The 13,298-nt window shown below is 72.0% G+C and carries 13 protein-coding genes; 9 read left to right on the top strand and 4 right to left on the bottom strand.

The genetic code is table 11. The features are described from left to right. Positions 1 to 7: 7 nt before the first annotated feature. The gene (locus ACZ7JA_RS07885; protein WP_404024887.1) at positions 8 to 895 is read right to left on the bottom strand and encodes a DUF72 domain-containing protein; all 888 of its coding nucleotides are present in this window, start codon (positions 893 to 895) and stop codon (positions 8 to 10) included. A 148-nt stretch (positions 896 to 1,043) separates the two neighbouring features. Here ACZ7JA_RS07885 and ACZ7JA_RS07880 point away from each other — a divergent pair, with 148 nt between their 5' ends. The 4 genes from ACZ7JA_RS07880 (at position 1,044) to ACZ7JA_RS07865 (ending at position 4,919) form a co-directional block, all read left to right on the top strand. Next, entirely contained in the window at positions 1,044 to 1,931 is an 888-nt protein-coding gene (locus ACZ7JA_RS07880; protein WP_351670573.1) for an alkaline phosphatase family protein, read from the top strand. 217 nt (positions 1,932 to 2,148) lie between these two features. Further along, positions 2,149 to 3,168, top strand: a complete 1,020-nt coding sequence (locus tag ACZ7JA_RS07875) for a TolB family protein (protein WP_470807651.1) — start codon at positions 2,149 to 2,151, stop codon at positions 3,166 to 3,168. A 236-nt stretch (positions 3,169 to 3,404) separates the two neighbouring features. Next, complete coding sequence (locus tag ACZ7JA_RS07870) at positions 3,405 to 4,373, top strand: DUF2637 domain-containing protein (protein ID WP_404024890.1); 969 nt, start codon at positions 3,405 to 3,407, stop codon at positions 4,371 to 4,373. A 117-nt stretch (positions 4,374 to 4,490) separates the two neighbouring features. After that, positions 4,491 to 4,919 (top strand): hypothetical protein, encoded by a 429-nt coding sequence (locus tag ACZ7JA_RS07865; protein WP_351660131.1) that lies wholly within the window; start codon positions 4,491 to 4,493, stop codon positions 4,917 to 4,919. 19 nt (positions 4,920 to 4,938) lie between these two features. Here the strand turns inward: ACZ7JA_RS07865 and ACZ7JA_RS07860 are convergent, their stop codons facing one another. After that, positions 4,939 to 5,724, bottom strand: coding sequence for a maleylpyruvate isomerase family mycothiol-dependent enzyme (locus ACZ7JA_RS07860; RefSeq protein ID WP_389446988.1), 786 nt, complete (start codon positions 5,722 to 5,724; stop codon positions 4,939 to 4,941). A 161-nt stretch (positions 5,725 to 5,885) separates the two neighbouring features. On the opposite strand from ACZ7JA_RS07860, the gene ACZ7JA_RS07855 reads away from it, so the two are divergent. Further along, positions 5,886 to 6,134 carry a hypothetical protein gene (locus ACZ7JA_RS07855; protein ID WP_470807649.1) on the top strand — a complete coding sequence of 83 codons (249 nt, stop codon included), beginning with the start codon at positions 5,886 to 5,888 and terminating at the stop codon, positions 6,132 to 6,134. An 89-nt stretch (positions 6,135 to 6,223) separates the two neighbouring features. Here ACZ7JA_RS07855 and glnA read toward each other — a convergent pair whose 3' ends face one another. Next, a complete protein-coding gene (glnA, locus tag ACZ7JA_RS07850; RefSeq protein ID WP_199210301.1) occupies positions 6,224 to 7,585 on the bottom strand; it encodes a type I glutamate--ammonia ligase in 1,362 nt (453 codons plus the stop codon). 337 nt (positions 7,586 to 7,922) lie between these two features. Here glnA and ACZ7JA_RS07845 point away from each other — a divergent pair, with 337 nt between their 5' ends. Further along, on the top strand, positions 7,923 to 9,110 hold the full coding sequence (locus ACZ7JA_RS07845; protein WP_470807647.1) for a globin domain-containing protein: 1,188 nt from the start codon (positions 7,923 to 7,925) through the stop codon (positions 9,108 to 9,110). A gap of 109 nt (positions 9,111 to 9,219) precedes the next feature. Here the strand turns inward: ACZ7JA_RS07845 and ACZ7JA_RS07840 are convergent, their stop codons facing one another. Next, complete coding sequence (locus ACZ7JA_RS07840) at positions 9,220 to 9,675, bottom strand: RrF2 family transcriptional regulator (RefSeq protein WP_351660118.1); 456 nt, start codon at positions 9,673 to 9,675, stop codon at positions 9,220 to 9,222. A gap of 135 nt (positions 9,676 to 9,810) precedes the next feature. Here ACZ7JA_RS07840 and ACZ7JA_RS07835 point away from each other — a divergent pair, with 135 nt between their 5' ends. From ACZ7JA_RS07835 to ACZ7JA_RS07825, 3 genes are all read left to right on the top strand, one after another. Next, positions 9,811 to 10,488, top strand: a complete 678-nt coding sequence (locus ACZ7JA_RS07835; protein WP_351660115.1) for a DUF3105 domain-containing protein — start codon at positions 9,811 to 9,813, stop codon at positions 10,486 to 10,488. After that, positions 10,485 to 11,117, top strand: coding sequence for a DUF305 domain-containing protein (locus tag ACZ7JA_RS07830; RefSeq protein ID WP_351660112.1), 633 nt, complete (start codon positions 10,485 to 10,487; stop codon positions 11,115 to 11,117). Before ACZ7JA_RS07835 ends, ACZ7JA_RS07830 begins: the two co-directional genes overlap by 4 nt. Before the next feature lie 219 nt (positions 11,118 to 11,336). Continuing rightward, positions 11,337 to 13,280 (top strand): S53 family peptidase, encoded by a 1,944-nt coding sequence (locus ACZ7JA_RS07825; protein WP_351660109.1) that lies wholly within the window; start codon positions 11,337 to 11,339, stop codon positions 13,278 to 13,280. Positions 13,281 to 13,298: the final 18 nt, after the last annotated feature.

Here is a 13,298-nt window from a genome sequence, read left to right as displayed (position 1 = left end):
CCCTCGCTCAGGTCGGCTCGTGGCAGGTGGGGGTCGGCTGGTGCGGGACCGTGGCGTGCAGCAGGCCCCGCATGGTCTCCGCCGCCCTCGCCGCCGCGTCCGCGCAGCAGTTGTTGAACAGCAGGTGCACCTCTTCGGTGCGGGCCGCGAGCGCGCGGACGCGGGGCAGCCAGCCGGCGAGTTCCCGTTCGGTGTAGCCGTGCCGGAAGCGGTCCTCTTTGCTGCCGGTGCCCCAGTGCGGGCTGCGGCCGTGGAAGCGGACGACCGCCAGGCGGGCGGTGGTCACCGGCGCGACGGGGGGCATGGAGGTGGGCAGGCCCTGCACGGTGTCGACGGCGACGGCGGTGGCGTCGAGGTCGGCGAGCAGCGCGGTCGTGGCGCGTTCCCGGTCCGCCCGCCACCAGCCGGGGTCACGGAACTCGACGGCGAAGGGCCAGTCGCGGGCCCGTTCACGGCAGTTGCGGAGGAAGGCCTCGGCGGCCGGGCCCGGGGCGAGGGAGGGCGGGAACTGGAAGAGCAGGGTGCCCAGGCGGCCGGACGCGCGCAGCGGCTCGAGCGCCTCGGCGTAGCGGGCCCACACCTCGTCCAGCAGGCCGTCGTCGCGGGCGCGGCCCCGTAGGTCGGCGGGCAGTGCGGCCGGACGGGTGGGGTGGCCGGTGAGCAGCGAGTGCGCCTTGACGTCGAAGCGGAATCCGGCCGGAGTGCGCTCCGCCCACAGCCGGGTGGTGCCGGGGCTGGGGAGCGCGTAGTACGGCGAGTCGGCCTCGACCACGGGGAAGCGGCCGGCGTAGTACCGCAGCCGGCCCTCGGTGTCCCGGTGGCCGCGCGGGTACCAGCCGCTCGTCACCAGTGCCCGGTCGGTCCAGCCGCAAGTGCCCACGTGAATACGCGTCATGGGCGCGTGGGTACCCGCTCGCGCGGGACCGGCACCCAGCAGTTCACCCGCTCTTCATCCGCGGGGTCCGGGCCCGTGGGCCACGGGGTTATTGGCGTGTGCATGCTCTGTCTGCACCGCCAGCCCCGTACCCCTCCCGGAGGTTGATGTGTCCGGCAGTCCCGTGCACCGCCGTGTCCGTACGCTCGTGGCCTCGGCGACCGCCCTCGCCGCGGCCGCCATCGGCCTGTGGACCGGGCTCGGCGGTGAGTCCGCGCACGCCGCGGGCGCCGTGCCGAGTCCGGACCACGTGGTCGTCGTGGTCTTCGAGAACCACGCCTACAGCCAGGTCATCGGCTCCTCCAGCGCCCCGTACATCAACTCGCTGAAGTCCGGCGGCGCCAACCTGAGCCAGGCGTACGCCGAGACGCACCCGAGCCAGCCCAACTACTTCGCCCTGTTCTCCGGTTCGACGCAGGGCGTCACGGACGACAGCTGCTACACCCCCGGCTTCACGTCCGCGCCGAACCTGGCCTCGGAGATGATCGCCGCCGGCCGCAGCTGGGCGAGCTACAACGAGACGCTGCCCAGCCAGGGTTCGACCACGTGCAGCAGCGGCAGCTACGCGCGCAAGCACAACCCGTGGTTCGGCTTCAGCAACGTGCCGACGTCGACGGCCAGGACCTTCGCGCAGTTCCCGGCGGACTACTCGACCCTGCCCCAGCTCTCCTTCGTCGTCCCCAACCTGTGCAGCGACATGCACGACTGCTCCGTGTCGACGGGTGACACCTGGCTCAAGAACAACCTGGGCGCGTACGCGACATGGGCCAGGACCCACAACAGCCTGCTCGTCGTCACCTTCGACGAGGACAACCGGCTCAGCGGCAACCGCATCCCGACCGTCCTGTACGGGCAGCCGGTCACCCCGGGCGCCTCGTCCTCCACCACCTACAACCACTACGACCTGCTGCGCACCCTGGAGGACACCCAGGGCCTGAGCACGCACGCGGGCAACGCGGCCTCCGCCAAGGACATCACCGGCGTCTGGGCGTCGTGACGTGCCCGTAGCGGACGGCCGCGGCGGCGTCCGCGGACGCCGCCGCGCCCCGGCCGGTGCGGAGCGGCCGCCCGGTACCGGCCGCGGCGGACGGGCGCCCCGGCCGGGTGCGCGGCCGTCCGCCGCGGCGGGCGGCCGGGTGCGCGGCGTTCCCCCCGACCCCGCGTCCCGGGCGCGCGCCCCGCGTCCCGGGCCCACCGGAAGGCACCACGACGGCATGACCGCACGCACCCGCATCCTGATCCTGCTCACGGCCGTCGCGGTGCTGGCGGCGGTCGCGCTGACGACCGTGCTGCACGCCTCGGCGCGCGCCGACCGCCGCGACCGCCCCCAGGCCGGCGACCCCGCGGTCGCGCCGGGTCCTGTGACACTGACCGGGCCCGGCCGGATGGTCTTCCGCAACATGGCGTGGGGCCCGCACCGCGACGAACTGGTCGCGGTCCCGGCCGCCGACCCGTCCGGGCCGCGCACCGCCTCGGGCGTCAAGTGCCTGCGCTTCCACGCCGCCGCCGGCATCGGGGTGTGCCTGCAGGCCGTGCACGGCCCGGTCTCGGACACCTACCGCGCGCTCGTCCTGGACGCGCACCTCAGGGAACGGGCGCACTACGACGTCCCCGGCATCCCCTCCCGGGCCCGGGTCTCCCCCACCGGGCACTTCGCCGCCTGGACGGCGTTCGTGGGCGGGGACTCGTACGCGGGCACCGACTTCTCCACCCGCGCGGCCATCGCCGACACCCGTACCGGCAGGCTGATCCCGTCCCTGGAGTCGTTCCGGATCGTCAAGGACGGGCGTGCCTACCGGGCGGCCGACGTCAACTTCTGGGGCGTGACGTTCGCCGCCGACGACCGCACGTTCTACGCGACGCTGGCGACCGGCGGCAGCACCTACCTGGTGCGCGGCGATCTGCGCACCCGCACGGTCACCACCCTGCACCGCAACGTCGAGTGCCCGTCCCTCTCCCCCGACGGCACCCGCGTCGCCTACAAGAAGCGGGTCGAGGGCCTGCCCCGGGACGCCCCCTGGCGCCTGTACGTCCTCGACCTGCGCACGATGCGCGAGACGCCGCTGGCGGAGACCCGGAGTGTGGACGACCAGGCGCTGTGGCGGGACGGCCGCACGGTGGTGTACGCGCTGCCGGGCGACTACGGGGCCGACCTGTACGCGGTCCCGGCGGACGGGACCGGCACCGCCCGGCGCCTGCTGACGGCGGGCCTGTCCGCCGCTTTTCCCCGTTGAACGCCTTTTTAACGGAGTATTCGACTCTTCATCAGAAATGACGTCCCACTGCTCCGTCCGGATCAGACTCACTCGAATGCCGCGCATCCGGAGGAGGCCGGTGGCGTTAGCGGAATATGACGAACGCAAGGCGCTTGAGGGTGCTCGAAGCGGCCCAGGGGGACCTCGGCCGGCGCCGGAACGACCAGGGACGCTGCGGCTGCCACGCGGCCGGCTGACGGGGGCGGATCTCTTCCGTGAACAACGAATACGCGGATTTCTATTCGACGGCACCCCTGGAGGAGAGCTGGGACCCGGTCGAAGAACTCACTTATCTGCTGCAGGACGCGGCGAGCGCGCAGGCGGCACAGCAGACGGCCGCCGTGCCGCCGCCGCGCAGCGGGTATCCGTACGGCTCGGAGCCGGTGTACGGCGTCGCCGAGCCGGTGTACGGCTCCGGGACCGTGTACGGGGGTGAACCGACGTACGGCACCGGGACCGTCTACGGGGGTGAGCCGGCGTACCGGGGCGAACCGGCCTTCGCGGCCGAACCGGTGTACGGGGTCGAATCGACGTACGGGGCCGAACCGGCCTACGGCGCCGAGCCGTCGTACGGCGCCGGCGCCGAACCGCCGTACGGGGCGGGCCCCGAGGCCCCCTACGGGGCCGAGCACGGCACCGGCGACCCGCTGGAGAACCTGGCGCGGATCGCCAGCGAACTGCCGCCCATCCGGCGCCATCCCGCCGGGCACCGGAAGGTGCGGACGCGGAAACTGCGCATCACGTGGCTGCAGACGGTCAGCTTCCTGATCGCGGCGCTCGCCGCCGTCATCGTGGCGATGGTGAGCGTCTTCGGCGGCCTGGCCGCCTACGCCCCGCTGCAGCACATCGCGGCCAGCACCCGGAGCGGCCCGCTGCACTGGTGGCCGCTGCTCGTGTACGGCCCCTGGATGGTGGCCTCGCTGTCCATCCTGCGGACCGCGCTGCACCGGCGGCGCGCCCTGCACTCCTGGTGCGTGGTGCTGCTGTTCTCCTCCGTCGCCATGACGCTCTGCGTGGCCGAGGCCGAGCGGTCCTTCACCGGGGTGGCCGCGGCCGTCCTGCCGGCCCTCGCCGCCCTGACCTGCTTCCAGCAACTGGTCCGGCAGGTCACCCTGACCCGGCCGCCGCGCCAGCGCATCTCCCGCCACCGGCAGCGTCCCGCCCCGGGGGCCCGGGGCCGATGACCCGCGCGACGGGCCACCGGCGTCCGGTGGCCCGTCCGGGGCGGTCCGCCGCCCGGACGGTGGTGTGACCGGCGGTTCCGGATTGCGATCACACGGTCCCCGTGAACCATTCATTACATGATCAGACACGCGATGCGCACGCTCTGCGCCGCCGCCCTCGTGGCCGCTCCCGTCGCCCTGACCGCGACGCCCGCCCAGGCCTTGACGTCGTGCACGGTCAACGGCGTTCCCGTCTCCGGCACGACCGTCAGCGGCACCGCCGGCTCCGACTTCATCAGCTGCGGCCCCCTCGCCCCGGGCGACACCGTCAACGGCCTCGGCGGGAGCGACTACATCACCGTCAGCGGCGTCGTCGCCGGCACGGTCGACGGTGGCGCCGGCGGTGACACCGTCATGGCCAACTCCGGTACGGCGGCGGGCGGCAGGGTCCTCGGCGGCGACGGCGGCGACTCCCTCTTCGTCGGCCCGAACGCCGGGACGGTCGACGGCGGGCCCGGGGCGGACTTCTGCCGGGTCGCCTCCGGCAACCCGCCCGTCAACTGCTGAGCTCCCGTCGGGGAGTTGCCTAGTCCTCCGGCTCCCAGGCCCGGAGCAGGGCGAGGAGTCCGGCGTCCCCGTCGATCCGCACGGAGTCCGCGGGGACCCGGTCGTAGAGGAAGAGGACCAGTTCCCCGGCCGTGCCCCGGACGGAGACGCCGGTCTCGTCCGGGCCCTCGCCGGTGGCGGGCAGACGGGCGAACCGCGCGCCGTCGCCGTCGACCGTGAGGCGCCAGGAGCGGCCCTCGGTGGCGTGGAAGTCGAACGCGGTGGGCTTGTGCGGCCAGGCGCTGGTCGTCGCGCAGCAGGTGGACAGGAACTCCTCGACGCCGTCGAGTCCCACCTCGTCCGGCAGCGGCCGCGGGGCGCCCAGGGTGAGCTGGGCGTCGTAGGTGTGCACGGCGCTCTCCTGGACCCGGTGCCGGGCGACGCCACCGGAGGTCCGCGGCGACTGCGACGCGCCCCACCAGGTCCAGCAGCCGCGGTCGGGGCCCGCCGCGCGCAGCGCGTCCAGCAGCAGCCCCGTCGACTCGGCCAGCCAGGCCACGAGGGCCTCGCGCTCGCGCGGCGCGGTCACGGAGGCGCGCGCGGCGACCGCCTCGGCCGACGGGACCTCGGCGGACCCCGCGCCCACGACACCGGCCCAGAAGCGGTCTCCCCCGCCCAGGTGCTCGGCCAGCTCGAACAGCGTCCAGTCGGGGCAGGTGACCACCCGCGCGTCTAGACCGGGCGCGGAGGCGACGGCATCCCGGAAGGCGCCCGACCGCTCGTCGATCAGCCGCAGCAGACCGGAGAACTCCAGATTGTTTTCCACTGCGGCTGTCTATCACCGGGCCCCTGAGCCGGGACAGCGCTTTTCCCCGCCGCGAGGCCCGACCGGCGACGGCTCGGCCGGAGAAGAACCTCGGCGAGCAGGCCCGGGCGGCCCTTGCCGCCGTCCGCGGCGGAACGCCGGTCGAGGCCGGCGCGGAACGCGTGACAGACGGTATTCACAGCGAACCCACCCTGACCAAGGGCAGGACCTACCGGATCAGCCTCGCGTGCGCCGGCAAGGGGGCCGCGGAGCTGACCTTCGTGCCCGCGAACGCCGGCACGAAGACCACGGTGCCGTGCGACAGGTCAGTGGTCCAGCAGCGGATCATCGCGGAAGCGCCGGTCCACGTCGACGTCGACGGCACCAGAGGATCGACCGGCGTGATCGCCTGGCAGATCAGCCCTCTGTAACCCGATCGCCGGCCGAGACGCCGTGTGGCCGGCCGCCACAGGCGGCCGGCCACGCGGAACGGTCCAGGCTCGACACCGCTGACCGGCGCCTACAGCACCGGCAGGTTCTTCCGCAGCTCGAAGGCCGTGACCTCGGACCGGTACTCCTCCCACTCCGACTTCTTGTTGCGCAGGAAGAAGTCGAAGACGTGCTCGCCGAGGGTCTCGGCGACCAGGTCGCTGCTTTCCATGAGGGTCAGGGCCTCGCCGAGGTTCTGCGGGAGGGGCTCGATGCCCATCGCGCGGCGCTCGGCGTTGGACAGGGCCCAGACGTCGTCCTCGGCGCCGGGCGGGAGCTCGTAGCCCTCCTCGATGCCCTTCAGGCCCGCCGCCAGGAGGACGGCGTACGCCAGGTACGGGTTGGTGCCGGAGTCGAGGGAGCGGACCTCGACGCGCGCGGAGCCGGTCTTGCCGGGCTTGTACATGGGGACCCGGACCAGCGCGGAGCGGTTGTTGTGGCCCCAGCAGATGTACGAGGGGGCTTCCCCGCCCGCGCCCGCCGTGCGCTCGGAGCCGCCCCAGATCCGCTTGTAGGAGTTCACCCACTGGTTGGTGACCGCGGAGATCTCCGCGGCGTGCCTGAGCAGGCCCGCGATGAAGGAGCGGCCGACCTTGGAGAGCTGGTACTCGGCGCCCGACTCGTAGAACGCGTTGCGGTCGCCCTCGAAGAGGGACAGGTGGGTGTGCATGCCGGAGCCGGGGAACTCCGAGAACGGCTTCGGCATGAAGGTCGCCTGGACGCCCTGCTCCAGCGCCACCTGCTTCATGACCAGGCGGAACGTCATGATGTTGTCCGCCGTGGACAGCGCGTCGGCGTAGCGCAGGTCGATCTCCTGCTGGCCGGGGGCGCCCTCGTGGTGGGAGAACTCCACCGAGATGCCCATCGACTCCAGCATGGTGATCGCCTGCCGGCGGAAGTCCATGCCCACGTTCTGCGGGGTGTGGTCGAAGTAGCCCGAGTTGTCGGCCGGGGTCGGGCGGGAGCCGTCGACGGGCTTGTCCTTGAGCAGGTAGAACTCGATCTCGGGGTGGGTGTAGAAGGTGAAGCCCAGGTCGGAGGTCTTGGCCAGGGCCCGCTTGAGCACGTAGCGCGGGTCGGCGAAGGACGGGGAGCCGTCGGGCATCAGGATGTCGCAGAACATGCGGGCGGTGCCGGGGGCCTCGGCGCGCCAGGGCAGGATCTGGAAGGTGGAGGGGTCCGGCTTGGCGATCATGTCGGACTCGTAGACCCGGGCGAAGCCCTCGATGGCGGAGCCGTCGAAGCCGATGCCCTCGTCGAAGGCCTGCTCCAGCTCGGCCGGTGCAACGGCCACGGACTTGAGGAAGCCCAGCACGTCCGTGAACCACAGGCGTACGAACCGGATGTCGCGCTCCTCCAACGTCCGGAGCACGAACTCCTGCTGCTTGTCCATCTTCCGCTTCCCCATCCTTGCTGGTCAGGCCGCCCGGTTTCCCACATCGCGGGGGCAGGCGGTCGGGCACCTGAGCATCACACCACAACACCGTTTCACGTGCGTTGCGGACCTTGATCACCCGGGCGTCCTCGGCCTGAACGCCTCACATACGGCAGGTGTACCGCTCTGCCGCCCATCTTGCCTGTCCGGGGCGGCATCCGTAATGGCCGGTCCGCTTCGGGCGTGACCGACACCACCACTCTTAAATTTGCATCTCAGATGCAAATTTCTCTACCGTTCTGATCAGCCGAGCGATCGAGCGAGTCGAAGCGATCGAGCCCATCGAGGAGTCCTGATGCTGTCCGAGCAGTCAGCAGCCACCGTCCGCGCCACCCTGCCCGCCGTCGGCGCGGCCATCGGCGAGATCACCGAGCGCTTCTACGCCCGGCTGTTCGAGGCCCACCCGGACCTGCTGCGGGATCTGTTCAACCGCGGCAACCAGGCCGCCGGCGTCCAGAAGCAGGCCCTGGCCGGCTCCATCGCCGCCTTCGCCACGCACCTGGTGAACAACCCCGAGCAGCGGCCCGACGCGATGCTCGAGCGCATCGCCCACAAGCACGCCTCGCTGGGCATCGTGCCCGAGCAGTACCCGGTCGTCCACGAGCACCTGTTCGCCGCCATCGCCGAGATCCTGGGCGACGCGGTCACCCCCGAGGTCGCCGCCGCCTGGACCGACGTCTACTGGCTGATGGCGAACGCCCTCGTCGCCATCGAGAAGCGGCTGTACGCGCAGAGCGAGCAGCGGGGCTGGCGCGAGTGGCGGGTGGTCGAGCGGACCGACGAGACCGCCGACGTCGCGAGCTTCACGCTCCGCCCGGTGGACGACGGCCCGGTGCCCGGCTACCGCGCCGGCCAGTACGTCTCGGTCGGCGTCACCCTCGCGGACGGCGCCCGGCAGATCCGCCAGTACAGCCTGACCGCGGCCCCCGGCTCGCCGGAGCGGCGGTTCGCCGTGAAGCGGGTGGCCGGCGCCGGCGCCGCGCCCGACGGCGAGGTCTCCGACCACCTGCACGCCCACGTGCGCGAAGGTGACGTGCTGCAGCTCTCCGCGCCCTACGGCGACCTGGTCCTGGAGGACACCGAGGCGCCGCTGCTGCTCGCCTCGGCCGGCATCGGCGTCACCCCGATGATCGCCATGCTGGAGCAGCTCGCCCTCACCGGTCACCGTGCCCCGGTGACCGTGGTGCACGCCGACCGCTCCCCCGCCGCGCACGCCCTGCGCTCCGACCACGAGGCGTACACGTCGAAGCTGCCGGACGCGAGGCCCTTCTTCTTCTACGAGGAGGACGCCGAGGGCGCCGGGCGGCCCGGCCTGGCCGACCTGACGGACGTCGACGTCCCGGCGGGCACGCACGCCTACCTCTGCGGTCCGCTGCCCTTCATGCGCGCGGTGCGCGCCCAGCTCATCGAGAAGGGCGTGGCCCCCGCCGACATCCACTACGAGGTGTTCGGCCCGGACCTCTGGCTCGCCAAGGCGGCCTGACCCGGACGTGCGCGAAGGGCGCCTCGCGGGACCTCACCGGTCCCCCGAGGCGCCCTTCGGCGTCACCGGGTGCGTCCCCCGCCCCCTGCCGAAGTCGGGGACCGCTCGATCACCGGCGCTGCGGCGCCCGGCCGATCTCCAGCAGCAGCGGAGCCGTCGGGTCCACGACGATGTCCTGCACCGTCACCGGGTCCAGCGCCGCGTAGAACGCCTCCTGGGCCTGGCGCAGGGCGCCCCGCAGCCGGCAGCCCGAGTTCAGCGGGCAGGGTGTGACGCCCTGGCCGGCGCCCTCGCAGTCGACGACGTCCGCGTCGCCCTCGAAGGCGCGTACCACGGCGCCCACCGACGCCGTGCGCCCCTTCTCGGTCAGGCTCAGGCCGCCGCCCCGGCCGCGGCGGGCGTCGACCAGCCCCATGTGCTGGAGTTCGGCGACGACCTTGGCGGCGTGCGTGTAGGGGACGTCCATGTCCCCCGCGACCTGCCGGGTCGTGGGACTGGTCGGGTCGGGGACGGTGAGTCGCATGAGGACCCGCAGGGCCAGGTCGGTGGAGCGCAGCAGCCGCATACCACGAGGGTAGGTAATGCGCATCGCACGTTCAAATTACCCGGTCCCGTGCCCTCGCTGGGGAACGGCCGCCCGGGCGCACTACGATCGGCGAGCCGCAACGTCCACGCCTCTTTCCCCAGAAGGACACGTCTCATGGGTTCCGCGAAGAACAGCAGCGCCGCCGCGCGCAAGGCACGCGTCGAGGAGATGCGGCGCGCCGAGCGCGTCCGCGCGCGCCGCAACCGGGTGCTCACCGTCGCCGCCAGCGTGGTGGTCGTCGCCGGCCTCGCCGTCGGCGGTGTGGTGCTGGTGAACTCGCAGTCCGGCAAGAAGGACTCGGCCGCGAGCGGCGACGCCAAGAACGCCGGCGACTCGGGGCACTTCACCACCGGCGCGGACGGGGTGCGGACCTGGTCCGGGAAGCTGTCGCGGACCCATGTCACCAGCAAGGTGTCGTACCCGATGCACCCGCCGGTCGGCGGCAACCACAACCCGGTGTGGCTCAACTGCAACGGCGACGTCTACACCGACCCGGTGCAGGACGAGAACGCCGTGCACGCGCTGGAGCACGGCGCGGTCTGGGTGACGTACACCGGCAAGGCCGCCAAGGCGGACGTCGACGCGCTCGCGGCGAAGGTGAAGAAGACGCCGTACTCGCTGATGAGCCCGTACGAGAACCAGGCCGCCCCGATCATCCTGTCCGCCTGGGGCCACCAGGTGACCGTGAAGAGCGCGAGCGACCCGGAGGTGGACAAGTTCTTCGCCGCCTACGTGCAGGGCAAGCAGACGCCCGAGCCGGGCGCCTCCTGCACCGGCGGGGCGATGAAGTGAGGCGGCAGCACGTCGGCTGGGCGGCGGGCGCGGCCGCGGCGGTGCTCGTCGCGGCCGGGGCGATCACCTACGCGGTGGCCGAGGACGCCGGCGGGACAGACCCGGCGACGCCGGCGGCCGACTCCGCCGACGCCGGGTTCGCGCGGGACATGGCCGTCCACCACCAGCAGGCCGTCGAGATGTCGTACATCGTGCGGGACCGCACGAAGAACGAGGAGGTGCGCCGCCTCGCCTACGACATCGCGCAGACGCAGGCCAACCAGCGCGGCATGCTGCTGGGCTGGCTGGACCTGTGGGGGCTGCCGAAGGTCTCCGCCGACCCGCCGATGACCTGGATGGGCATGGGGGACATGCCCGCCGGCAAGGACGGGGCGCTGATGCCGGGGATGGCGACCGACTCCGAGATGAAGAAGCTCGGCACGCTCAACGGCAAGCAGGCGGAGGTCCTCTACCTCCAGCTCATGACGGACCATCACAAGGGCGGCGTCCACATGGCGCAGGGCTGTGCCGCCAAGTGCACGGTAGGGGTGGAGAAGCGGCTGGCCCAGGGCATGGTCGAGGCCCAGCAGTCGGAGATCGAGCTGATGGCCGGAATGCTCAAGGAGCGTGGCGCGCAGCCCCGTTCATAGCATCACCATCCGGGCTCTCATCCTAAAAACCTCAAATCGCCTTGAATGAAGGTTCTTTGAGCTTCTCTTGACCTTCGCGTTCCCCTGACATGAACGGTTCATCGCAAGAGTGGCCATCGTCGTGTGATCCATTCGCCGGTCCGAACCGCCGCGGACCGGTGTGTTCCTCCACGACGTACCAGCCACTACGTGCATGCGAACCGCATCGCAGGGGGTTCTATGAGATCCAACCGCGCCAAGGTGCGCGCCGGCGTGAGCATGGCAGCGACGCTGCCGATGATCGCCGGCGCGCTGGCGCTGGGCATACCCACGGCGCACGCCGCGGACGGCCCGGCCCGTGACGCGCTGAAGGGCACCCGGCCCGCTTGGGCCACCGCCAAGGCGGACAAGGGCGCCACGTCGAACAACGCCCAGGTCAAGGCCCGGGTCTATCTGGCGGGACGGGACGCGGCCGGTCTTTCGGCCTACGCCAAGGCCGTGTCGGACCCGAACTCGCCGCTGTACGGCAAGTTCCTGAGCGCCAAGAAGGCGCAGGCCCGCTTCGGGGCCACCAAGGCCCAGGTGGCCGCCGTCAAGACCTGGCTGAAGTCGGCCGGCCTGACGGTCACCGAGGTCACCTCGCACTACGTCGCCGTCTCCGGTGACGTGGCCGCCGCCGAGAAGGCGTTCGGCACCCAGTTCCACAACTTCGCCAAGGGCTCGAAGACCTACCGCGCCCCGGCGAAGACCGCGTCCGCGCCGGCCGGCCTGAAGGGCGCCGTCCTGACCGTCACCGGTCTGGACAACGCCCCGCACAAGGCGCACCACAAGGACCAGCTCCCGCCGCCGGACGCCGTGTTCAAGAACTCCGGGCCGTTCTCCTCGTACTACGGCTCGAAGACCGCGAGCACGCTGCCGGACGCGTACGGCGGCAAGGTCCCGTACGCGATCAAGGGTTACACCGGCAAGCAGCTGCGCGCCGCCTACGGCGCCGGCACGTACACCGGCAAGCACGTGCGCATCGCCATCACGGACGCGTACGCCTCGCCGACCATCGCCTTCGACGCGGGCAAGTACGCGGTGAAGAACGGTGACGCGGCCTGGAACACCAGCCAGCTCCACCAGGTGCTGCCGAAGAACTACACGAAGACCGAGGAGTGCGGCGCGGCCGGCTGGTACGGCGAGGAGACCCTCGACGTCGAGGCCGTGCACGCGGTCGCGCCGGCCGCCGACGTCACGTACGTGGGCGCCGCGTCCTGCTACGACGACGACCTGCTGGACTCGCTCAGCAAGATCGTCGACGGTCACCTGGCCGACATCGTCTCCAACTCGTGGGGCGACGTCGAGGCCAACCAGACGCCGGACCTCCTGGCCGCCTACGACCAGGTCTTCCAGCTCGGCGCGGTACAGGGCATCGGCTTCTACTTCTCCTCCGGTGACAACGGCGACGAGGTCGCCAACACCGGCGTGAAGCAGGTCGACACCCCGGCCAACTCCTCGTGGGTGACCGCGGTCGGCGGCACCTCGCTGGCCGTCGGCAAGGGCGACAAGTACCAGTGGGAGACCGGCTGGGGCACCGAGAAGGCGTCCCTGTCGGCCGACGGCAAGAGCTGGACGGGCTTCCCGGGCGCCTACACCTCGGGCGCGGGCGGCGGCACCAGCAAGACCGTGCCGCAGCCGTACTACCAGAAGAACGTCGTCCCGAAGGCGCTCGCCACGGCCAACAACGCCGCCGGCAACCGCGTCGTCCCGGACATCGCGGCCATCGCCGACCCGAACACCGGCTTCCTGGTCGGCCAGACCCAGACCTTCCCCGACGGATCCGAGCAGTACAGCGAGTACCGCATCGGCGGCACCTCGCTGGCCGCCCCGGTGATCGCGGCGGTCCAGGCCCTGGCCCAGGAGGCGAGCGGCGGCAAGGCGCTCGGCTTCGCCAACCCGGCGATCTACGCGAAGTACGGCAAGACCGGCGTGTTCCACGACGTCACGGACAACCCGACGGGCTCCGGCCTGGCGGTCGCCCGGATCGACTTCGTGAACGGCTTCGACGCCGCCGACGGCCTCGCGACCTCGGTCCGCAGCCTCGGCAAGGACAGCTCGCTGTCCGCGGTGAAGGGCTACGACGACGTCACCGGCGTGGGCTCGCCCGCGAACGGCTACGTCCAGTCGTACCGGCGTCACTGATCCGCTGACCCGGTAGGA

The organism is Streptomyces sp. NPDC038135, assembly GCF_055601245.1.
Note: the sequence above shows the minus strand (reverse complement) of the source record. Positions and strands in the feature narration are given on the sequence as shown.